This window comes from Limnohabitans sp. Jir61 (genome assembly GCF_003063545.1).
Classification (GTDB): domain Bacteria; phylum Pseudomonadota; class Gammaproteobacteria; order Burkholderiales; family Burkholderiaceae_C; genus Limnohabitans.
Map to the genome: position 1 here is coordinate 218,663 of NZ_NESD01000001.1, position 19,977 is coordinate 238,639.

Below are 19,977 nucleotides of genomic sequence, written 5' to 3' on the forward strand. Positions count from 1 at the left end.
GTTGTATGAAGTACGTTGCAGCCGCTGTTGGGGCGCTGGTGTTGGTATTTTTCGGATCCCAGTATGTGGGCGAACGCATCGATCAGAAAGAGCAAGCCCTGTGCGTGGACAACTTTTACAAAACCGTCATCGCGCTAGATGTGCGCGGTGCGCCATCAAAGGACGAAGTAGAAATACTTTCACCCTTCATCTCATCCAAACTTCATGACAGCTTGTTGCAAGCCTCGGTTGCCGAAGAGAAGCACGCACTAGAAATGAAAGGTGATGAAGCCCCTTTGTTTGAGGGGCCTATGTTTTTGGGTGTGTGGGAAGGAGCCAGTCGTATGAAGGCAGCCACGCGCGAAGTGATGACGGGGCAAATCACCTATCTTGTGACTTTGCAGATGATGAGCCCCTACGACAAAGACCCAAACAACGATTGGAAAGACCGTGCCATCCTCATTCAAGAAAACGACAAATGGGTGGTGGACGAGTTGGTGTTTTTGATCAAAGAGGGCAGTGTGAACAACCGAACTTTGTCGCAGAGTTTTCTGCCCAAGTACTAACGCTCCGACTCCAAATCAGGAATCCGATTAAACGCAATCCGCATCGGCGCGTGGTCCAGCCCCGCTTGTGCGCTGGCAAAGTACACCGTGTTTTTGCCGTGCTTGCTGTTGAGCGTGTCTATCGCGGCCATCAGTTTGCGACGGTCTTTGGCGGGGGCGACTCGGGCTGACAACGAGCCTGACACATTGGGCGCAGTGCCTGCTGCCGCCGCATCTAAAGCAGCATCAGCCGCAGCTTCCTCAAACCCAAACAAATCGCCTGTGTGCTGACCCGCTTCAATCAGGCCGTGCAGCTGCACGCCCACACTCACGGGCTGGCGCAACAGGTGCAGGCCGCTGTGCCAGAGCTGCTCTAGCGTGTGCAGCAAAAACGCGGTGTCTTGGGTTTCGCCTACATGCGCGGCGCGGTCGTCACCCATCAGCCCACGGTTGCCGCCATAGCCGTGGCGGCAGCGCACATGCACGCTCATGCTGGTGGCGTACACGTTTTGCTTGCGCAGGCGCATGGCGGCTTTTTGTGTGAGGCGGTTGAGCACTGCAAACGCGCCTGCGGGGTTGCGCAGGTCGGGCGGCAGCACGTGCGAGTGGCCCAGCGACTTAGCCACCGTCTCACGCGGTCCGTACCATTGGCCGCGTAGCTTGTCGTACATCTCGGCCCCCGCCACGCCGCCCCATGCTGTGCGCAGCAGCTCGCGGGGCGCGGCATACAGCTGCTCCATCGTGTGAATGCCGCAGCGCTCTAGCCGCTGCACCATGCGCGGGCCAATGCCGTTGATCGCCTTGGGCTTGAGCCCATACAAACGCTGCGGCAGCTCGTGCGCCTCAATCACCGTCAGCCCATCGGGCTTTTGCATGTTCGACGCCAGCTTGGCCAGCAGCGTGTTGGGCGCAATGCCCACCGACGTGCGCATGCATTCGCCCAGCTGCGCCACTACCTCGGCCTTCACGCGCTCGGCCAGCCCCACCGCACGTTCGCGCTGTTGCCAGCGGCCGGTTAGCTCGCACTCCATTTCGTCAATCGACAGCACTTGTCGCACGGGGGCCAGCGTGTCCACCACCGCCACCGCTCGGTGGTGCATCTCTACATACTTGGCGTGGTCGGCCAGCACGATGGCAATGTCGGGGCACAGCCGCCGCGCTTCTGCCACACCCGTGCCCGTGCCAATGCCCAGCGCCTTGGCCTCGTAACTGGCGGCAATGCAGCACGACGTTTCGGCCAGCACCGGCACCACGCCCACAGGCCGCCCGCGCAGCGCGGGATTGAGCTGTTGTTCAACCGAAGCGAAGTAGCTGTTGAAGTCGACGAAGAGGGAGCGGAGCATGTGCTGTATTTAAACACAGTATATTTGAGTGTGTTTTTGCTTTAAACAGCCGTTTGTACGAACAAAATATAAACTATGGTTTTATTTTTTCAGCTATGGGAGTGCTTAGTGAAATTCGATGTTGATTATTGGCTGTGGAAAGACTGCAAGAGCGAGTGGGAAGCCTTTTGCCAAAACAACTTGAATGGTGTTTGGTACTTTAGATACGCAGCCGCCGCGTTGGCTTTGTTTGTTGCGTATTTATTTTGGGATGCAACAAGTATCGAAAAATATGATCATGGACTCAACTTCGCAATGCTTGCTCTGTTTTCTCTTGTGTTTGTGATTTACGCAATCGCGATGATGAAAGAGATAACAAAAATTGTGTTTTGGTGTGCAATTGCTTTCGGTTGCTTTCGGTTGCTATCTAGCTATATCAGGTGCAGGTACGACAGGTATTTGTATATTGATTGGGGCTTATTGGATTTCGAGTGCTATTAAAAATCGATAGTCAATGAAGGTAATTTTGTATGTCTCTGGAACCACTAAAACCCGAAGTTGAGGAAGCGATAAAGCAAGCTTTAAACAAAAGCTGGTCCGAGCGCACAGGGATTTGGACAAGTGAAAATTATCAGTGCCGATCAGCTAACCAATGCATGCAAACTTCACTTGTGATTCGTGAAAAGTTTGGTGGCCACATTCTAAAAACCGAAGTGCCCAGCACATCAAATGGGAAAATCCCGCACTATTACAACTTCATTGGAGGGCAGCGATATGACTTTACTGTTGATCAATTCAGTGGACCCGAACATGCAGGTTGGAAAGGTACGTACGAAGACGAGCGAGTCGACGTGGATGTTGTTGAGCAACGGCTAAATAATGACGCTTATCTTCAAGCGCTGTATTCCGCGTTTGACAGGGAATATAAAAAGCTACCGAATAGCGACATAACTTAAATACACCACCCCATATCCGCAGGCAACGCCTCCAGTTGCCGCAGTTGCTGAATAGCCTCCGCATCCGTGCGATACATGTGCAGCCTCGCATGCGCTTGCAGGCAGCCTGCGCGGCGCAGCACGGTTTCTACCGGTAGCTTCATGCCGCTGATGTGCAGGCTGATGCCGCGCTCGCGCAGCATGGCTTCTAGCTTGGCGAGGCTTTCTACGCCTGTGGCGTCGATGCGGTTGATGGGCAGTGCAAACAGGCACACATGGCGCACGTTGGGGTGCTGGCCTAGATGCTCCATGATGGCTCGCTCTAGGGTGCTGGCTGCAGCAAAGTCCAGCTCGGCATCCATGCGCAGGGCGTAGAGGTGGTTGGCCAAGGGAGGTAATTTCCACAGGTGGCGGTCGCGCAGGCTGCCGTCGGGGTGCAGGCCCACTTCAATGATGCGCGGGTGCAAGCGCGTGTGCAAAAAGTGGCTCAGGCCCATCACCACCCCGGCCAGCACGCCCCAATACAAACGCGGGGCCGACAGCAGGGTGATGACAAACGTCACCACCGCCGTAGCGGCCTCGACACGGTTGATTTTGTAAAGCTGCACAAACGCGCGTGGTTTGATGAGGCCCAACACGGCGGCCACCACGATGGCCGCCAACACCGACTGCGGCACAGGCTGCAACACCGCGGTGAAGCACAAGAGGATGACCAAAATCACTGCCACCGAAAAGATGGTGGCCCAGGCCGACTGCGCGCCTGCATACAGGTTGAGCGCCGAGCGGCTGAACGACGAGCTGGTGGGAAACGCGCCGCACAAACCCGACGCCACTTTGGCTAAGCCTTGGCCAATGAGGTCTTGGTCTTGGTCCCAGCGTTTGCCGCTGCGGTCGTTGTCTACCTTGGCGCTGGATGCGGTTTCTAAAAAGCTCACCAACGTAATCACCAACGTGGGCAGCACCAACTGTTTGAACATTTCCCACTCAATGACGCTGGGCACAAACAAGGCAGGCAAGCCCTGCGGCAACGCGCCCACCACCGCCGTGCCCGAGGCCTCTAGCCCCAGCGCCCAGCTAGCGCCCGCCGCACCCAGCACCACCACCAACACGGTGGGGAAGGTGGGCCGCCAGCGCCGTGCCAACAGCAGCAACACCAGCGTGACCACGCCAAACACCAAGCTGGCCCAGTCAACGCCCGCGCCTATGACCAACGTGGACCAGCCATTTGTAAAACCCAACATCGCCGGAATTTGCGACGAGATGATGAGCACGCCCGCACCCTGTGTGAACGCCATCAACACCGGCGAGCTGACCAAGTTGAGCAGCCAGCCAAAACGCGCAAAGCCCAACACCACTTGCAGCAAGCCCGTCATGAGTGACAGCCACACCGTGAGGTTGACCCACTCGGCACTGCCAGGCGCCGCCATGCCGCTGAGCGAGGCCGATACCAAAATAGCTGTCAGCGCCGTAGGCCCCACCGACAAACGCTGCGACGCGCTAAACAGCACCGCCATCAGCGCAGGCAACAGCGACGCATAAATGCCGGTGATGAGCGGCATACCCGCCAACGCCGCATACGCCACACCTTGCGGAATAACCATGAGGCCCACGCTCAGCCCCGCGAATGCTTCGCTCTTCAGGAGTTGAGGGGTGGGCTTGGGCCAGTTGAGGAACGGGAAGAAACGCTTTGCAGAGTGCATGTGCTAATCGTAACGGCTGGCTCACCACCTGATACGCGGTGGTTTGCACAATGCAGGTTTTGGTTTGAGGTGGTCGATGTTTTTTACACGGAGCAAGCAGATGGCAGCAAAGATGCAGGGCATGCGGCTTTTGTTGCGTGTCTTGGTTGTTTCGTTCGCGGTTTGCGTGTGCATCACCACGCCCGCGCACGCATGGCCCGGCATCGTCACCCATGTGAGCGATGGCGACACGGTGTGGGTGCAGCCGCTGCATGGCGGCGAGGCACACAAGGTGCGGCTGCTGGGCATTGATGCGCCCGAGATTTGCCAGCCGTGGGGCCCACAGTCACGTGCCGCTTTGCACGCCGCGCTGCAAGGCCAAGTGGTGGAGGTGCGTGCCCGCACGCGTGACAGCTATGGCCGCTTGCTGGCGCAACTCACGCGCCAAGGCAACGATGTGGGCGCATGGATGGTGGGGCAGGGCTATGCGTGGTCGTACAGCTACAAAAGCAACGCAGGCCCGTATGAGGCGCTGCAGCTACAGGCGCAAACGCAGCACTTGGGGCTGTTTTCAGATGGGCGGGCTTTGCAGCCGAGGTGGTTTAGGAAACGCTTTGGGTCGTGCCACACACCGGGCAGCTAGCGTTGCGCTGCAAGCGCACTTCGTTCCACTCCATGCCACGGCCATCCAGCATTTGCAGGCGGCCCGTCAGGCGTGAGCCAATGCCTGTGATGAGCTTGACGGTTTCCATGGCTTGCATCGTGCCGATCACGCCCACAAGCGGCGCGAGCACGCCCATGGTGGAGCACAGCACTTCTTCGGGCGCTTGGTCGGGCGGGAAGATGCAGGCATAGCAGGGGGATTTGTCGTCACGCGCGTCGTACACCGACAGCTGGCCATCCATGCGAATGGCCGCGCCTGAGACGAGCGGCACTTTGTGCTTTACACATGCGGCGTTCACGGCTTGGCGGGTGGGGAAGTTGTCGCAGCAGTCCACCACCACGGTCACGGTGGGCACGAGGGCGTCGAGTTGGGCGGCGTCTAGCTTGTGGGACAGCGCGGTCACGCGCACTTCGGGGTTGAGGGCCAGCATGGCGTGTGCGGCTGACTCCACCTTGGGGTGGCCCACACGCGCGGTGGAGTGGGCGATTTGGCGTTGCAAGTTGGTGAGGTCGACCGTGTCATGGTCAGCAATGGTGATGTGGCCTACGCCGCTTGCAGCTAAGTACAACGCAACGGGAGAACCCAAGCCACCTGCACCCACCACCAGAACATGGCTGTCAACCAAGCGCTGCTGGCCTTCGATGCCCACATCGTCAAGCAGGATGTGGCGCGAATAGCGCAGCAGTTGGTCGTCGTTCACCGCAAACTCAGTGTTGAGTTATTTCTCTTTTTTCTCAGCAGGACGCTCGCTTTGCGTCTTGCTGGCCAACACGGGTTGGCCTTTGAGGCGTTTCAAGGCTTGCTCGAGTTGGAAGTCTTTGTCGCTGCCAAATTCAGGTGGGCGGCGTTCGCTGTTGGGCTTTTTGGATTCTTCTTCCAAACGCTTCATGGCTTCTTCGCGGGCCTTCTCTTTTTCTTTTTCCTTGGCTGCGTCTTTGGCATCTTTGCCTTGGCCGCTTTCTAAGTGCTTGTCGAGGTCGGCTTCACGCATGCGCAGGATGGCGTAAGGGCTGCCTTCGGCGGTGTCGTCCAGCAACACATCAGGCACGATGCCTTTCGCTTGAATGCTGCGGCCACTTGGTGTGTAGTAACGCGCGGTGGTAATTTTCAAAGCGGTATCAGGACCTAACTGGCGCACGGTTTGCACCGAGCCTTTGCCAAAAGTTTGGCTGCCCATGATGGTGGCGCGCTTGTGGTCTTGCAGGGCACCAGCCACGATTTCGCTGGCAGAGGCCGAGCCTTCGTTCACCAACACCACCAAGGGTACTGTGCGGTAAATGCCTTTGGTGTTTTGGTGCAAGCGGGCAACGGGGTCGTTGCCGCTGCTGCGGCGGTAGAACTCGGGCGATGCTTTGTAAACAAACTTGCTTTCAGCCAATTGGCCATTGGTGGATACCACGGCAATGTTCTCAGGCAAGAACACAGCAGACACAGCCACGGCTGCGTCCAGCAAGCCACCTGGGTCGTTGCGCAGGTCGAGCACCAAGCCTTTGAGCTTGGGTTCTTGTTTGTAGATTTCTTCGAGCTTCTTGGTGAAGTCGTCCACCGAGCGGTCTTGGAACTGGCTCAAGCGAATCCAGCCATAGCCGCTTTCCATCACTTTGCCTTTGACGCTTTGGGTTTTGATTTCCTCGCGAACGATGTTCACGGGGAAGGTGCGGTTTTCGTCTTTGCGATAGATGGTCAGCAGCACTTTGGTGCCAGGTTCGCCACGCATGCGCTTGACGGCTTCGTTGAGCGACAGGCCTTTGACGGCGGTGTCGTCAATCTTGGTGATCAAGTCGCCAGACTTCATGCCTGCGCGGAAAGCGGGTGAGCCCTCAATAGGCGACACGATTTTGATCAAGCCTTCTTCTTGCGTAATTTCAATGCCTACGCCTACAAAGCGGCCCGTCGTGCCTTCGCGGAATTCTTTGAAGGTCTTTTTGTCGTAGTACTGCGAGTGCGGGTCGAGGCTAGCGACCATGCCTGTGATGGCATCGCTGATGAGTTTTTTCTCGTCCACGGGCTCTACGTAGTCGCTCTTGACCATGCTGAACACAGCGGCGAGTTGCTGCAGTTCTTCCAGCGGCAGAGGGGCCATGTTGGCGCGTGCAGCGGTTTGCAGCGAAACAGTGGTCAGTGCACCGGTCAGGGCGCCGATGGCGACCCAGCCTGCAATCTTGAATTTTTGACGCATGTGGCCTTCGAGAAATAACAAATTTAACAGGTACTCAATATACAACGCGCCCAGAAGGCGCGCTGTAAGTCGGACGATTAGGCTTTGCCTTGTGTAGCTACTGCAGCAGCAGCTTTGGCTGCGGCTTCTGCATCACCCAAGTAGTAGTGGCGGATTGGTTTGAGGTTTTCGTCCAACTCGTATACCAAGGGAATGCCGTTGGGGATGTTCAAGCCCACGATGTCTTGGTCGCTGATGCCGTCCAAGTACTTGACCAAAGCGCGAATTGAGTTGCCGTGTGCGGCGATGACGATGCGCTTGCCAGACTTGATGGCGGGGGCGAGGGCTTCGTTCCAGAAAGGCACGACGCGTGACACGGTGTCTTTCAAACACTCGGTCAATGGCACGGGGTTGGGTTCAAAGCGGGTGTAGCGAGGGTCGCTGCGTTCGCTGCGGGGGTCGTTGGCTTCGAGTTCAGGAGGTGGCGTGTCATAGCTGCGACGCCAGACCAGCACTTGCTCTTCGCCATATTGCTTGGCCATGTCGGCTTTGTTCAAGCCTTGCAAGCCGCCGTAGTGGCGCTCGTTCAAACGCCAGCTTTTGACAACGGGCAACCAAGTGCGGTCCATCTCGTCTAAGGCGAGGAACAGGGTGCGAATGGCGCGCTTCAACACACTGGTGTAGGCCACATCAAACTCAAAGCCTTCGGCCTTGAGCAGCTTGCCTGCGTTCTTGGCTTGTTCGACGCCGGTGGGGGTCAGGTCCACATCGGTCCAGCCGGTGAAGCGGTTTTCAAGGTTCCAAGTGGATTCGCCGTGGCGGATTAATACGAGCTTGTACATGGTGATTCAAACAAAGTCAGTGAAAGATTGGTCATGATTTTAGAATGCTGCCCTGACTCGATACTTTTAACCCCCTGAACTGGATTCCCCCGTGAAATTTATTCTCGATAACTGGATGTTGATTGCCGTTGCTGCGAGCAGTGGTTTCTTTTTGCTCTTGCCAGTGGTGCAAGGAGCAACGGCCACCGGTATTTCGCCTGCTGAGGCTGTGCAATGCATGAACCGCGAAAAAGCAGTGGTGGTGGATGTGTGCGGTGCTGACGAATACGCTCAAAGCCACGTCAAAGGCGCCGTGAACGTGCCTTTGGACGAGCTGGAAGCTCGTTTGGACAAGGCCGTGAAAAACAAAAGCACGCCTGTGATCATGGTGTGTGCCGCTGGCGCCCGTTCGGCACGTGCCCAAGCCATTGCCCAAAAACTGGGTTACGAGAAGGTGCATTCGCTGCAAGGCGGACTGAAAGCTTGGAAAGAAGCTAATCTGCCTGTTGCCAAAGCTTAATTTCCGGAGAACCTGCCATGCCCGCCGTCAAGATGTACACCACCGCCGTTTGCCCATATTGCATTCGTGCCAAGCAGCTACTCACCTCGAAGGGCGTGGCCCAGATCGAAGAAATCCGCATCGACACCGACCCCGAGGCGCGTGCCCACATGATGGAAATCACGGGCCGTCGCACCGTGCCACAAATCTTCATTGGCGACACCCACGTGGGTGGCTGCGATGATTTGGTGGCCTTGGATGCCAAAGGCGGTTTGCTGCCTTTGTTGCAGTCTTGAGCTGACATAATTCAGCCATCCCGATTTGCTGCCCGCTTCGGTACTGCCGATGCGGGCATTTTTTTGTTTTAGGAAATCACAATGTCAGACGAACAAGCCACTCCAGTTTTTCAAATTCAACGCGTCTATTTGAAAGACCTGTCTTTGGAGCAACCCAACTCTCCCGCCATCCTGACCAGTACCGAGCAACCTTCGGTAGACATTCAGTTGGGCGTGGGCATGGAACAAGTGGCTGATGGCATCGTGGAAGTGACCGTGACTGCCACCGTGACAACCAAGATTGAAGACAAAACTGTGTTCTTGGTGGAAGCCAAGCAAGCAGGCATTTTTGAAGTGCGCAACTTGCCTGAAGACCAAATGGGGCCTGTCATCGGCATCGCTTGCCCACAAATCATTTACCCCTACTTGCGCGGCAACGTGGCAGACGTGATTCAACGCGCTGGCTTCCCACCTGTGCACTTGGCTGAAATCAACTTCCAAGCCATGTACGAACAACAGCAGCAACAAGCGGCTGGCTCAGTTCAGTAATTGCGCGTTTAGGCTGTCGATATGAAGATTGCCGTTTTAGGTGCAGGCGCGTGGGGCACAGCGCTGGCGATCAACGCTGGCGCACACCACACCGTGACGCTGTGGGCACGTGATGTGCCTCAAGCGCAAGCTATGCAAGCCGAGCGCGTGAACACGCGCTACTTGCCTGACTTGCCCTTCACCGCAGGCGTGCAAGTGTCTTGCGAGCCACTCGGCTCTTGGTTGGCAGAGCAAGATTTGGTGGTCATCGGTTCGCCCATGAGTAGCCTGCGCGGCGTGCTCACGCAACTTGCGCCCATTTTGGGTAGCAAGGTGCCTGTGGCTTGGTTGTGCAAAGGCTTTGAAGCGGTGCAGCCTGATACTTCCTCACACAGTGGTGTTGGTTTGATGGCCCACGAAGTCAAAGCCCAAGTGGCCCCCGCGCTACGCGGCGGCGCTTTGAGTGGCCCCAGCTTTGCGCAAGAAGTGGCACGCGGCATACCCACCGCTTTGGTGGCTGCCAGTGACGATGCCGCAACGCGCGACGCGATGGTGCAAGCCTTTCACAACAACAGCCTGCGCGTGTACGCCAACGACGACATCGTGGGCGTGGAAGTAGGCGGTGCAGTTAAAAACGTGTTGGCCATCGCCACTGGTTTGTGCGATGGTTTGCAGCTGGGCCTCAACGCACGCGCCGCACTCATCACACGCGGCTTGGCCGAAATCACACGCCTCGGCGTGGCGCTGGGTGCCAAGACCGAAACCTTCATGGGTCTGTCGGGCTTGGGCGACTTGGTGCTCACCTCCACCGGTGACCTGAGCCGCAACCGCAAAGTGGGCCTCGCCTTGGCGCAAGGTATGACCTTGCAACAAGCGGTGGACTCACTGGGCCACGTGGCCGAAGGTGTGTATTGCGCCCGTACTGTGGTGCAACGTGCGCAGCACCTCGGCGTGGACATGCCCATTGCTCAGGCGGTGGTGGCGTTGCTCGACGGTCAAATGACTCCCGCACAAGCTGTGGCTGTGTTGATGGGACGCGGAGCCAAGGGTGAAAACTGATCGTTGTGTTGCGGTGTTGCTTCTGGTGGGCTTGCTCGTTGCGCCAGTTAGTTACGCCAGTCAAGACCGCGCCAATATTGACCCTATTGATCCTTTGAACCCAGATCAAGCTGTTGCTTGGAAGGCCACACTCGGCAGTTACCGCGATTCAGTCACCAAATCCAACGCGACCGATATCAACTTACGCGGCAACACCCAAGACACCAAGTTTTGGTTGGGCTACTACCAAGACCAAGACAACTTCACGCAGTCGCGAGCAGGTTTTGAGCAGTCCACCAGCTTGGCCTCTTATGGTCAGTTGATTTCGTCATTGCAAGTGGCGAGTGGCGGCTTTGTGGGCGGCAGCATCACGTGGGATGGCAAGCAAGACAACGTCGATGGCTTTTCACCCTTGCTGGGTTGGGGGCGTACCAATACCAAGACCTATTACAACTTGAACTTCGATCCGAATGATTCGGTGTTGTGGGGTGGTACGTATTCGCAAAGTCAGCTGGGTCAGTTTTCGCTGTATCAAATTTTTGATGACCGTTTGAAAACTGGCCAGCGTGTGACGCACTTGGTGTGGCGTGGCACTTTGCTCAATGCCATGGGCTTGACGCTAGATGCGTTTGAGCGCTCAGGTGCTAGCGATGTGGGCGAGTCGAAGGTCAAAGGCAATGGCCTGTCGGCGACCTTGGACGTACGCAACTACTTTGTGCGAGTGGCGTATGACCAAAAGGCCAATTTCACAGATGCCAATATCACGCGTTTGGCGGTGGGCTTTCGCTTTTGATGCGCTTGGTGTTGCTTCTTTGTGCCCTGCTTAGTGCCTGTGGCGTGGTGACTGAGCAATCCTTCTATGAAGGCATTCGCGCTAACGAACGTGTCAAATCGGCGGGCACGGGGCAGGACGACAAGGCTTTGCCTGACTACGACCGATACCGTCAAGAGCGTGAGTTGTTGAAGAAATAACTTCTGTTTTTCTGAGCACGCTTCTCGCCTAGGGAATGAGCGGGTTCCTCATGCTGGGGTACCAGAAATCGTCACCCGCTCATTCCCTGGACGAGAAGACTGCGGCCGACAACGGGGTGTTTTTAAAACGTCTCGCGCAGGTTAGTTGCGTCAACGTCGCTTTAGTTCTAGCGAAGATTTTTTTATCTAACGATGTCGTGTGCGTGTGGCGCGGCGGCCAACGATTTCTGGTACTCCAGCATGAGGCGGCCGCTGTGCCTCACGCACACGACCTTAGCCGGAGAAAACAACCTCGAGTGCCAAGAAGCAACTCAAAGGCAAACCTCAAACTTCGAGGTTATCAATCAACCGCGTCTTGCCCAACTTAGCCGCCCCCAATACCACCAAGGGCTCAGCGCAGGGGCCGCTTACGGGTGACAAGTCATGCTGGCGGCGCAGGGTGATGTAGTCTGGAGCCCAGCCGCGTTGGCGCAGTGCATCCATCGCCGCGGCTTCGGCAGCAGGAACATCCAGCTGGCCAGCGGCATTGCCTGCACGGGCAGCAGCAGCCAAGCCTTTCAAAGCCATTGACAGTTGCACGGCTTCGGCCCGTTCTTCGGCGCTGAGGTAGCCGTTGCGTGAGCTGAGGGCCAAACCGTCTTCGGCGCGGCGGGTTTCGCCGCCGATGATTTCGATGGGCAAGGCCATTTGCTGCACCATACGGCGGATGACCATGAGTTGTTGGTAGTCCTTCTTGCCAAACACGGCCAAGTCGGGCTGCACGATGTTGAACAGCTTGTGCACCACGGTGCTCACGCCCACAAAGAAGCCGGGGCGGAACGCACCTTCCAAAATGTCGGCCAGCTCGGCGGGTGGGTGCACCTTGAACACTTGGGGTTCGGGGTAGAGGTCTTTTTCAGACGGCGCAAATACCACGTCGCAGCCGTTGGCTTCCAACAGGGCGCAGTCGTTTTCTAGCGTGCGGGGGTAGGTGTCAAAGTCTTCGTTGGGCCCAAATTGAAGGCGGTTCACAAAGATGCTGGCCACGGTCATGCCGTCTGTGCTAGCGCGCTGATCGACCTCTTGGCGAGCCATTTGCATCAGCTCTAAGTGGCCTTGGTGCAGGTTGCCCATGGTGGGCACAAAGGCGCGCAGGGCGGCCGGCTTTAAAGCGCGGCGCAGGTCCGCGAGGGTGTGAACGATTTGCATGAAACGAGAGGCGTTGGGTTAGGCCCACGCGTGTTTGGCGTTGTCGGGGAAGGTGCCGTTTTTCACCGCGGCAACATAGGCGCTCATGGCGGCTTGCACGCTGGCTTGGCCTTCCATGAAGTTGTGAACAAACTTTGGGTTCTTGCCCAAGTTGACGCCCAGCATGTCGTGCATGACCAGCACCTGGCCAGCCGTGCCGTTGCCTGCGCCTATGCCAATGGTGTGGCAAGTGGGCAGCTCTTGCGTGAGGGCGGTAGACAGTGGCTCGGGCACCATTTCCAGCACCAGCATGGTCGCACCTGCGTCTTGAAGGGCTAGGGCTTCTTGGCGCAGCTTGTTGGCCGAGTCGCCACGGCCTTGCACGCGGTAGCCGCCAAGAGCATGCACGGTTTGTGGGGTCAGGCCCAAATGTGCACAGACGGGGATGCCGCGCTCGACCAAAAAATGCACGATGTCGGTGGTCCAGCCGCCGCCTTCGAGCTTGACCATGTGAGCACCCGCTTGCATCAGAACCGTTGCACTGCGTAAGGCTTGCTCTTTGGATTCTTGGTAGCTGCCAAAGGGCAGGTCGCCAATGATCCATGCAGTGCCTTGCACGCGACGGATGCCACGGGCCACGCTTTCCACGTGATAGCGCATGGTGTCGAGCGTCACGCCCACGGTGCTGCTGAGTCCTTGGCAGACCATGCCCAGTGAGTCGCCCACCAAAATGCATTCCACGCCAGCGGCATCGGCCACGGCCGCAAAGGTTGCGTCGTAGGCGGTGAGCATGGTGATTTTTTCACCACGCGCGCGTAGCTCGTTCAAGCGAGGCAAGCTGATGGGTTTGCGAGCGGCGACGGGGGAAGCGGGGGGCAAAGTGCCGTAGGGCGAAGCGTTGGTGTTGCTCATGGTTGCCTCGGTATGGGGCAGTGTTAGGTGGGTGTGTAGGCCAAACGCACGTAAATAGGGGCAAAAGCCTCAGCCTGTGTGATTTCAATCAGCGTTTCTTTGGCCAGCTCAAGCAGGGCGATGAAGGTCACCACCAGCACGGGCACGCCTTGTTCGGGATTGAACAGGTTTTCAAACTCGACAAAGCGTTTGCCTTGCAAGTGCTTGAGCACGATGCTCATGTGCTCGCGCACCGACAGTTCTTCGCGGCTGATCTTGTGGTGCTGCACCAGCTTGGCACGCTTCAAAATGTCTGCCCAAGCTTGCTGCAACTCGACCACATGCACATCTGGAAAGCGGGGTTGCAGCGATTGTTCGATATAGACCTGCGCACGCAAGAAGTCGCGGCCAAACTGCGGCACTTCATTGAGCTTGGCTGCGGCCAACTTCATTTGCTCGTATTCGAGCAAGCGGCGCACCAGCTCTGCGCGTGGGTCTTCGGGCTCTTGGCCTTCAGCCACTTTCTTTGGCGGCAGCAGCATGCGTGATTTGATTTCAATCAGCATGGCGGCCATCAGCAGGTATTCGGCGGCAAGCTCTAGGTTGCGGCTGCGAATCTCGTCCACATAGCTCAGGTACTGGCGCGTGAGCGCGGCCATGGGGATGTCGAGGATGTTGAAGTTTTGCTTGCGGATGAGGTACAGCAGCAAATCCAGCGGGCCTTGGAAGGCCTCTAGGAAAACTTCCAGCGCGTCTGGCGGGATGTACAAATCCTGCGGCATGGCAAACAGCGGCTCGCCATACAGGCGGGCCACGGCCACGTTGTCGATCACCTCTGGCATGACAGAGGCGATGTGTGCCTCGTCGTTAGGCAGGGTGGGGTCGGCAGGATGCACGGTGGGCGCTTAATCGGAAGGGCTTAGGCCAAGACCGAAGGTCTTTAGGCGTTCGTTTGGTAAACGTACGGCTTTTGCGCCACGCGGCCCGCTTGCACGTCTTGCTGGATTTCGGTGTTCACTTGTTTGTCCCACAGCAAAGCGCGGCCATCGCGTTGGGCTTTTTCGAGCTGAGGGTTCTTGGCCTTGAGCGACTCGATGAACTGAGTGGCTTCTGAGGTGTAGTGGTCGCGTTGAAAAATCGACATGGTGAGCTTCCTAATTGGATTTCTTGAGATTGCGTAGATTTTAACGACCGAGGGCCAAGGCCAAACCATGGCTCAAATCGGGCACAAGGTCTGTGTCAGGTAAGGCGTGCAGCAGGCCGCTGCGTTGCGCCATGTCCAGCGGCTGGTGCCCTAGACCACAGACGATGAGGCGCACCTGCTTTTTCTTGCAAGTGCGGGCCAAGGCCAGTAGCGCGTCAGCGCCTGACGAGTCCACATAAATGAGGTTTTTCAGGTCCAACACCACTGCTTGAGCGGGCAGGCTTTCTTCGATGGCCTCCACCAGCTTGACCGCACCAAAGAACAAGGCGCCATACAAACGGTGGGCGTGCACGGCGGTTTCGTGGCCTGCCAGTTCAGGAAATGCATCGGCTTGCACATGTTCAGCACGGCTGAGGCTAGAGATGCGATAAATGAAGGTCAGGCATGCCGCTATCAGGCCGACCTCAACTGCCACTGTCAAATCAACAATGACCGTGAGCAAGAATACCGACAAGAGCGTGGCGCGGTAGGGCAGGCGGAATTGGCGCAGATGAACAAACTCATGCCACTCTCCCATGTTCCAAGCGACGAACATCAAAATGGCTGAGAGTGCGGCCAACGGCACATCGCCTGCCAATGGTGCTGCCACCAACATGACCACCAGCAATGTCACGGCATGCACCATGCCAGCCACAGGGCTGTTGCCGCCGTTTTTTACATTGGTCACGGTGCGGGCAATCGTGCCGGTGGCAGGCATGCCGCCGAAGAAGGGCGTGATGATGTTGGCAATGCCTTGAGCCATCAGCTCTTGGTTGGCATCGTGGCGGTCGCCGTAGGGGCCGTCGGCCATCATTTGGTCGGCAATGCGGGCGCACAACAACGATTCGATCGAGCCCAACAAGGCCAGCGTAGTGGCGGGGATGAGCAAAAACTTGGCGGTGTCCCAGCTGAACTCGGGCCATGCAAAGGCAGGCAAGTTGCTAGGAATGCTGCCAAAGCGAGAGGCGATGGTTTCGACCTCCAGCCCCATTATTTTGGCTGCGACGGTTGCACCCACCAACACCACGATAGAGCCGGGGATGGTGGAGAAGTTTTTGGTGCTGGGCATGGCGTTGGCCAAACGTGGCAAGGCCAGCTGCCAAAACGCGAGCAACACCAAACACACCACAGCCAAGCCCAAGGCTTCGGCGTTGAGCGTGCCAAAGCTGTCGCTCAGTGTGCGCAAGATGCCAAAAAAGTCAGCCGGCATGGCTTTGACTTGTAGGCCAAAAAAGTCCTTGAGCTGCGACACCATGATGAGCACTGCAATGCCGTTGGTGAATCCAATCACCACCGCCACAGGAATGAAGCGAATCAGCGTGCCCAAGCGCAGCAAGCCCATGGCAAACAACATCACGCCTGACATCGCGGTGGCGATGATGAGGTTGGCCAAACCATAGCGCTCCAAGATGCCATAGACGATGACGATGAACGCGCCCGCAGGCCCGCCAATCTGCACGCGGCTGCCTCCCAAAGCAGAAATCAAAAAGCCCGCAATGATGGCGGTGAACAAACCCGCTTCAGGCTTGAGCCCCGACGCAATGGCAAACGCCATGGCCAGCGGCAACGCCACCACCCCAACCGTGATACCCGCGCCCACGTCTTGGTAAAAACGTTGGCGGGTGTAACCCTTCAAAGAGTCGACGACGTGGGGGCGGAAAAAGTTGAGCATGAAGAGTCTTAGAGCTAATCGGGGTCGGAACCCAATTAATGGATACGCATACCGGGTTTTGCGCCGGGCCATGGGTGCAGCACATAAATGCCGGGCTCTGCCTTCTCATCTGCATGGCTAGCGGCAAGCACCATGCCCTCAGACACACCAAACTTCATCTTGCGCGGGGCCAAGTTGGCCACCATCACGGTGAGCTTGCCTTTGAGGTCTTCGGGCTTGTACATGCTGGCCACGCCGCTGAACACATTGCGCGTTTTGCCCTCGCCCACATCGAGCGTGAGGCGCAACAGTTTGGTGGAGCCTTCCACCGCTTCGCAGTTGACGATTTCTGCAATGCGTAAATCGACCTTCGCAAAGTCATCGATGCTGATGGTGGGGGCGATCTCTTCGCCGCCTGGCGTGACTTTTTCTTCCGCCACAGCTGGTGGCTCAAACAAGGCTTCGAGTTGTTCGGGGGTGACGCGTTGCATAAGGTGTTGGTAGGGTTGAATGTTGGCTACATAGCCTGTGGTGTTCCAGTTTTGCATGGACGTGCCGGTGAAGGCTTCGACCGCCTGTGCAAGTGAGGGCAACACGGGCGCCAAGTAGCGGCTCAGCTCGGCAAACGCATTGATGAGCAACGAACACACTTGGTGCAGGGCTTCGTTGTTGGCGGCGTCTTTGGCCAAGTCCCAAGGCTTGTGTTGGTCCACGTATGAGTTGACTTTGTCGGCCAGCAACATGATTTCGCGGGCGGCTTTGCCGTACTCGCGTGCGTCGTAGGCTTGGGCGATGCTCTCTTTGGCAGCGTGAATGTCATTTAGCAACGCAGTGCCTTGCTCGCCAAAACTTTGCGTGAGCTTCCCTTCGAATCGCTTGGTCAAGAAGCCCGCTGCACGCGACGCGATGTTGACGAACTTGCCAATCAAATCGCTGTTCACGCGCAGCATGAAGTCTTCGGCATTGAAGTCCACGTCTTCGTTTTTGCTGTTCAGCTTGGTGGCCAAGTAGTAGCGCAACCACTCGGGGTTCATTCCGAGGCTGAGGTACTTGAGCGGGTCAAGGCCCGTGCCACGGCTTTTGCTCATCTTCTCGCCGTTGTTGACGGTGAGGAAGCCGTGCACAAACACGTTGTTGGGTGTCTTGCGGCCGCTGAAGTGCAGCATGGCGGGCCAGAACAAAGTGTGGAACGTGACGATGTCTTTGCCGATGAAGTGGTATTGCTCCAACTTGTCGTTGGCCATGTAGGCGTCGTAGCTCTCGCCGCGTTTGTCGAGCAAGTTTTTCAGCGATGCCAAGTAGCCCACAGGCGCGTCAAGCCATACATAAAAGTACTTGCCCGGAGCGTCTGGAATTTCGATGCCAAAGTAAGGCGCGTCACGCGAGATGTCCCAGTCGCCCAAGCCTTCGCTGGTTGTGCCATCGGGGTTGGTGCGCACGGTGAACCATTCTTTGACCTTGTTGGCCACTTCGGGTTGCAGCTTTCCGTCTTGTGTCCACTTCTCTAAGAACGCCACACAGCGTGGGTCAGACAGCTTGAAGAAGAAATGCTCTGAGCTTTTCAGCTCAGGCTTGGCACCCGACAAGGCTGAGAACGGGTTGATCAGGTCGGTGGGGGCGTAGACCGCGCCGCACACCTCGCAGTTGTCGCCGTACTGATCGTGGGCGTGGCACTTGGGGCACTCGCCTTTGATGAAACGGTCGGGCAAGAACATGTTCTTCTCTGGGTCGAAGAACTGGTCAATCGTGCGGCGCTCAATCAGCGAGCCGCCTTGCACTTCGGGGATGTCGCGCAAGTCACGGTAAATCTGGCGGGCCAGCTCGTGGTTCTCGGGTGCATCGGTGCTGTGCCAGTTGTCAAACTGAATGTGGAAGCCGTCCAAATACGGTTTGCGGCCTGCGGCGATGTTGGCCACAAACTGCTGCGGGGTGATGCCAGCCTTCTCGGCCGCAATCATGATGGGCGCACCGTGTGTGTCGTCTGCGCCCACGAAATCGACCTTGTGGCCCTGCATTCGCTGGAAACGCACCCAGATGTCGGCCTGGATGTACTCCATGATGTGGCCGATGTGGAAGTTGCCGTTGGCGTAGGGCAGGGCGGTGGTAACAAATAGCTGGCGCTGGGACATTTGGAAGCAAGACCTTTGGGCGAAGGGGATGATTTTAGATCCTGCAGAATGCGCTGATGAACTTACCTAGCTTTGATGAATTCCGCGAAAAAGCCCGAGCTGCTGGCTTTGACGAAGTGATTGAGCGGGATTGGCCGCCCAACACCGTGCTAGAGACCCATAGCCACCCCTTTGGCGTGCATGCGTTGCTAACTCAAGGAGAGATGTGGCTGACCATGAATGGCCACACTCAGCATCTCGTGCCAGGCTCTGTCTTTGAGCTGGAACCCCATGTGCCGCATGACGAGCGGTATGGGCCTGAGGGTGCGGCTTATTGGGTGGCGCGCAGGAACGTCTGAGTATTTTTTAGCGACCAGTCGCCGTGATGACCTGTGCACTGTGCGGTCAAACACACCGCGCTAGACTTGCGCGCAATTTCTATTTCCAAAACAAAGACTTTTATGGCCCTGACCGAACAAACCCTGAGCGCTGCCCTGCAAACCGTGATTGACCCCAACACGGGCAAAGACTTTGTCACCACCAAAGCGTTGAAAAACCTGCAAATTAGCGGCGGTGACGTGTCGTTTGACGTGGTGCTTGGCTACCCCGCAAAAAGCCAAATTGCGGGCTTTCGCAAAGAACTGATTGCCGCTGCCAAAAGCGTGGCGGGCGTGGACAACGTGTCAGCCAACATCACCATGAACATCGTGGCGCACGCCGCGCAGCGTGGTGTGGCCCTGTTGCCGCAAGTCAAAAACATCATCGCTGTGGCCTCGGGCAAGGGCGGTGTGGGCAAAAGCACCACCGCTGCCAACTTGGCGTTGGCCTTGGCGGCTGAGGGCGCAAGCGTAGGTTTGCTCGACGCCGACATTTACGGCCCTAGCCAGCCCATGATGATGGGTATTGAAGGCCGCCCTGAGAGTAGCGATGGCCAAACCATGGACCCGCTGGAGAACTATGGCGTGCAAGTGATGTCCATCGGTTTCTTGGTCGACCAAGACGAAGCCATGATTTGGCGCGGCCCCATGGCCACGCAAGCCTTGGAGCAGTTGCTGCGCCAGACCAATTGGAAATCGCTGGACTATTTGATTGTGGACATGCCTCCAGGTACGGGCGACATTCAGCTCACGCTGAGCCAACGCGTGCCGATGACGGGCGCGGTGATCGTCACCACGCCGCAAGACATTGCATTGCTTGACGCCAAAAAGGGCATCAAGATGTTTGAAAAGGTGGGCGTGCCCATCCTCGGCTTGGTCGAGAACATGGCCGTGCACGTGTGCACCAACTGCGGTCACATTGAACACATCTTTGGCGCAGACGGCGGCAAGAAGCTGGCCGCAAAAGACGGCATGGACTACCTAGGCGCACTGCCACTCAACATGCAAATTCGCTTGCAAGCCGACAGCGGTAAGCCCACGGTGGTGGCTGACCCTGACGGCGAAGTGGCAGGTATCTACAAGGCGGTGGCCCGCCAAGTGGCAGTGAAGATTGCCGCGAAAGCCAAAGACTTTTCTAGCAAGTTCCCTAGCATCAAGATCTCCAAAGAGACTTGATGCTGGAGT

23 protein-coding genes are annotated in these 19,977 nt (G+C 57.3%); 12 read left to right on the forward strand and 11 right to left on the reverse strand.

The window, feature by feature from the left end; translation table 11 throughout:
- The first annotated feature begins 5 nt into the window (after window positions 1-5).
- Window positions 6-545, forward strand: coding sequence for a hypothetical protein (locus B9Z35_RS01055; RefSeq protein ID WP_108281821.1), 540 nt, complete (start codon window positions 6-8; stop codon window positions 543-545).
- On the opposite strand, the gene B9Z35_RS01060 is transcribed toward B9Z35_RS01055, so the two are convergent.
- Entirely contained in the window at window positions 542-1,867 is a 1,326-nt protein-coding gene (locus B9Z35_RS01060; protein WP_108281822.1) for a DUF4113 domain-containing protein, read from the reverse strand. The genes B9Z35_RS01055 and B9Z35_RS01060 overlap by 4 nt on opposite strands.
- 75 nt (window positions 1,868-1,942) lie before the next feature.
- Here B9Z35_RS01060 and B9Z35_RS01065 point away from each other — a divergent pair, with 75 nt between their 5' ends.
- Together B9Z35_RS01065 and B9Z35_RS01070 are read left to right on the forward strand one after the other, a co-directional pair.
- Window positions 1,943-2,347 carry a hypothetical protein gene (locus tag B9Z35_RS01065; protein ID WP_108281823.1) on the forward strand — a complete coding sequence of 135 codons (405 nt, stop codon included), beginning with the start codon at window positions 1,943-1,945 and terminating at the stop codon, window positions 2,345-2,347.
- 29 nt (window positions 2,348-2,376) lie between these two features.
- Window positions 2,377-2,802: a hypothetical protein gene (locus tag B9Z35_RS01070; protein ID WP_108281824.1), complete on the forward strand. Its 426-nt coding sequence runs from the start codon at window positions 2,377-2,379 to the stop codon at window positions 2,800-2,802.
- Here the strand turns inward: B9Z35_RS01070 and B9Z35_RS01075 are convergent.
- Window positions 2,799-4,481, reverse strand: coding sequence for a SulP family inorganic anion transporter (locus tag B9Z35_RS01075; protein ID WP_108281825.1), 1,683 nt, complete (start codon window positions 4,479-4,481; stop codon window positions 2,799-2,801). The genes B9Z35_RS01070 and B9Z35_RS01075 overlap by 4 nt on opposite strands.
- Window positions 4,482-4,581: 100 nt before the next feature.
- Here B9Z35_RS01075 and B9Z35_RS01080 point away from each other — a divergent pair, with 100 nt between their 5' ends.
- Window positions 4,582-5,103: a thermonuclease family protein gene (locus tag B9Z35_RS01080; RefSeq protein ID WP_233246440.1), complete on the forward strand. Its 522-nt coding sequence runs from the start codon at window positions 4,582-4,584 to the stop codon at window positions 5,101-5,103.
- Here the strand turns inward: B9Z35_RS01080 and B9Z35_RS01085 are convergent.
- The 3 genes from B9Z35_RS01085 to gpmA form a co-directional block, all read right to left on the reverse strand.
- Window positions 5,063-5,824 carry a molybdopterin-synthase adenylyltransferase MoeB gene (locus B9Z35_RS01085; RefSeq protein WP_108281826.1) on the reverse strand — a complete coding sequence of 254 codons (762 nt, stop codon included), beginning with the start codon at window positions 5,822-5,824 and terminating at the stop codon, window positions 5,063-5,065. The two genes, B9Z35_RS01080 and B9Z35_RS01085, sit on opposite strands and share 41 nt — an antisense overlap.
- Before the next feature lie 18 nt (window positions 5,825-5,842).
- A complete protein-coding gene (locus B9Z35_RS01090; RefSeq protein ID WP_108281827.1) occupies window positions 5,843-7,303 on the reverse strand; it encodes a S41 family peptidase in 1,461 nt (486 codons plus the stop codon).
- A 77-nt stretch (window positions 7,304-7,380) separates the two neighbouring features.
- Window positions 7,381-8,124: a 2,3-diphosphoglycerate-dependent phosphoglycerate mutase gene (gene gpmA, locus B9Z35_RS01095; protein ID WP_108281828.1), complete on the reverse strand. Its 744-nt coding sequence runs from the start codon at window positions 8,122-8,124 to the stop codon at window positions 7,381-7,383.
- 91 nt (window positions 8,125-8,215) lie between these two features.
- Between gpmA and B9Z35_RS01100 the strand changes: the two genes are divergently transcribed.
- The 6 genes from B9Z35_RS01100 to B9Z35_RS13135 all read left to right on the forward strand — a co-directional run bounded on the left by B9Z35_RS01100 (window position 8,216) and on the right by B9Z35_RS13135 (window position 11,415).
- On the forward strand, window positions 8,216-8,623 hold the full coding sequence (locus tag B9Z35_RS01100) for a rhodanese-like domain-containing protein (protein WP_108281829.1): 408 nt from the start codon (window positions 8,216-8,218) through the stop codon (window positions 8,621-8,623).
- A 17-nt stretch (window positions 8,624-8,640) separates the two neighbouring features.
- On the forward strand, window positions 8,641-8,898 hold the full coding sequence (gene grxC, locus B9Z35_RS01105) for a glutaredoxin 3 (protein WP_108281830.1): 258 nt from the start codon (window positions 8,641-8,643) through the stop codon (window positions 8,896-8,898).
- 81 nt (window positions 8,899-8,979) lie between these two features.
- Window positions 8,980-9,426: a protein-export chaperone SecB gene (secB, locus tag B9Z35_RS01110; protein ID WP_108281831.1), complete on the forward strand. Its 447-nt coding sequence runs from the start codon at window positions 8,980-8,982 to the stop codon at window positions 9,424-9,426.
- A gap of 21 nt (window positions 9,427-9,447) precedes the next feature.
- Window positions 9,448-10,464 carry an NAD(P)H-dependent glycerol-3-phosphate dehydrogenase gene (locus B9Z35_RS01115; RefSeq protein ID WP_108281832.1) on the forward strand — a complete coding sequence of 339 codons (1,017 nt, stop codon included), beginning with the start codon at window positions 9,448-9,450 and terminating at the stop codon, window positions 10,462-10,464.
- A complete protein-coding gene (locus B9Z35_RS01120; RefSeq protein ID WP_108281833.1) occupies window positions 10,454-11,236 on the forward strand; it encodes a hypothetical protein in 783 nt (260 codons plus the stop codon). Before B9Z35_RS01115 ends, B9Z35_RS01120 begins: the two co-directional genes overlap by 11 nt.
- 47 nt (window positions 11,237-11,283) lie before the next feature.
- Window positions 11,284-11,415 (forward strand): hypothetical protein, encoded by a 132-nt coding sequence (locus tag B9Z35_RS13135; RefSeq protein ID WP_255416665.1) that lies wholly within the window; start codon window positions 11,284-11,286, stop codon window positions 11,413-11,415.
- Between the two features lie 324 nt (window positions 11,416-11,739).
- Here B9Z35_RS13135 and panC read toward each other — a convergent pair whose 3' ends face one another.
- The 6 genes from panC to metG form a co-directional block, all read right to left on the reverse strand.
- Window positions 11,740-12,603: a pantoate--beta-alanine ligase gene (gene panC, locus B9Z35_RS01130; protein ID WP_108281835.1), complete on the reverse strand. Its 864-nt coding sequence runs from the start codon at window positions 12,601-12,603 to the stop codon at window positions 11,740-11,742.
- Window positions 12,604-12,621: 18 nt separating this feature from the next.
- Window positions 12,622-13,494 (reverse strand): 3-methyl-2-oxobutanoate hydroxymethyltransferase, encoded by an 873-nt coding sequence (gene panB, locus B9Z35_RS01135; RefSeq protein WP_108281836.1) that lies wholly within the window; start codon window positions 13,492-13,494, stop codon window positions 12,622-12,624.
- 23 nt (window positions 13,495-13,517) lie between these two features.
- Window positions 13,518-14,315, reverse strand: coding sequence for a ScpA family protein (locus B9Z35_RS01140; RefSeq protein ID WP_108282764.1), 798 nt, complete (start codon window positions 14,313-14,315; stop codon window positions 13,518-13,520).
- 98 nt (window positions 14,316-14,413) lie between these two features.
- Entirely contained in the window at window positions 14,414-14,617 is a 204-nt protein-coding gene (locus B9Z35_RS01145; RefSeq protein ID WP_108281837.1) for a DUF3460 family protein, read from the reverse strand.
- Window positions 14,618-14,657: 40 nt separating this feature from the next.
- Window positions 14,658-16,328 carry a SulP family inorganic anion transporter gene (locus B9Z35_RS01150; protein WP_108281838.1) on the reverse strand — a complete coding sequence of 557 codons (1,671 nt, stop codon included), beginning with the start codon at window positions 16,326-16,328 and terminating at the stop codon, window positions 14,658-14,660.
- Between the two features lie 35 nt (window positions 16,329-16,363).
- Window positions 16,364-18,436, reverse strand: a complete 2,073-nt coding sequence (gene metG, locus B9Z35_RS01155) for a methionine--tRNA ligase (RefSeq protein ID WP_108281839.1) — start codon at window positions 18,434-18,436, stop codon at window positions 16,364-16,366.
- A 56-nt stretch (window positions 18,437-18,492) separates the two neighbouring features.
- Here metG and B9Z35_RS01160 point away from each other — a divergent pair, with 56 nt between their 5' ends.
- Both B9Z35_RS01160 and apbC read left to right on the forward strand, forming a co-directional pair.
- Window positions 18,493-18,774: a cupin domain-containing protein gene (locus B9Z35_RS01160; RefSeq protein WP_108281840.1), complete on the forward strand. Its 282-nt coding sequence runs from the start codon at window positions 18,493-18,495 to the stop codon at window positions 18,772-18,774.
- A gap of 102 nt (window positions 18,775-18,876) precedes the next feature.
- Window positions 18,877-19,968, forward strand: a complete 1,092-nt coding sequence (gene apbC / locus B9Z35_RS01165) for an iron-sulfur cluster carrier protein ApbC (protein WP_108281841.1) — start codon at window positions 18,877-18,879, stop codon at window positions 19,966-19,968.
- Window positions 19,969-19,977 lie beyond the last annotated feature (9 nt).

Bases quoted from the DNA above. Each gene is read 5' to 3' on its own strand.
- metG (WP_108281839.1), bottom strand. From the start codon at position 18,436: ATGTCCCAGCGCCAGCTATTTGTTACCACCGCCCTGCCCTACGCCAAC.
- B9Z35_RS01115 (WP_108281832.1), top strand. From the start codon at position 9,448: ATGAAGATTGCCGTTTTAGGTGCAGGCGCGTGGGGCACAGCGCTGGCG.
- B9Z35_RS01060 (WP_108281822.1), bottom strand. From the start codon at position 1,867: ATGCTCCGCTCCCTCTTCGTCGACTTCAACAGCTACTTCGCTTCGGTT.
- B9Z35_RS01075 (WP_108281825.1), bottom strand. From the start codon at position 4,481: ATGCACTCTGCAAAGCGTTTCTTCCCGTTCCTCAACTGGCCCAAGCCC.
- B9Z35_RS01080 (WP_233246440.1), top strand. From the start codon at position 4,582: ATGGCAGCAAAGATGCAGGGCATGCGGCTTTTGTTGCGTGTCTTGGTT.
- B9Z35_RS01150 (WP_108281838.1), bottom strand. From the start codon at position 16,328: ATGCTCAACTTTTTCCGCCCCCACGTCGTCGACTCTTTGAAGGGTTAC.
- gpmA (WP_108281828.1), bottom strand. From the start codon at position 8,124: ATGTACAAGCTCGTATTAATCCGCCACGGCGAATCCACTTGGAACCTT.
- grxC (WP_108281830.1), top strand. From the start codon at position 8,641: ATGCCCGCCGTCAAGATGTACACCACCGCCGTTTGCCCATATTGCATT.
- secB (WP_108281831.1), top strand. From the start codon at position 8,980: ATGTCAGACGAACAAGCCACTCCAGTTTTTCAAATTCAACGCGTCTAT.
- B9Z35_RS01070 (WP_108281824.1), top strand. From the start codon at position 2,377: ATGTCTCTGGAACCACTAAAACCCGAAGTTGAGGAAGCGATAAAGCAA.
- B9Z35_RS01160 (WP_108281840.1), top strand. From the start codon at position 18,493: ATGAACTTACCTAGCTTTGATGAATTCCGCGAAAAAGCCCGAGCTGCT.
- B9Z35_RS01055 (WP_108281821.1), top strand. From the start codon at position 6: ATGAAGTACGTTGCAGCCGCTGTTGGGGCGCTGGTGTTGGTATTTTTC.
- panC (WP_108281835.1), bottom strand. From the start codon at position 12,603: ATGCAAATCGTTCACACCCTCGCGGACCTGCGCCGCGCTTTAAAGCCG.
- apbC (WP_108281841.1), top strand. From the start codon at position 18,877: ATGGCCCTGACCGAACAAACCCTGAGCGCTGCCCTGCAAACCGTGATT.
- B9Z35_RS01065 (WP_108281823.1), top strand. From the start codon at position 1,943: ATGGTTTTATTTTTTCAGCTATGGGAGTGCTTAGTGAAATTCGATGTT.
- B9Z35_RS01140 (WP_108282764.1), bottom strand. From the start codon at position 14,315: ATGCCAGAGGTGATCGACAACGTGGCCGTGGCCCGCCTGTATGGCGAG.
- B9Z35_RS01090 (WP_108281827.1), bottom strand. From the start codon at position 7,303: ATGCGTCAAAAATTCAAGATTGCAGGCTGGGTCGCCATCGGCGCCCTG.
- panB (WP_108281836.1), bottom strand. From the start codon at position 13,494: ATGAGCAACACCAACGCTTCGCCCTACGGCACTTTGCCCCCCGCTTCC.
- B9Z35_RS01145 (WP_108281837.1), bottom strand. From the start codon at position 14,617: ATGTCGATTTTTCAACGCGACCACTACACCTCAGAAGCCACTCAGTTC.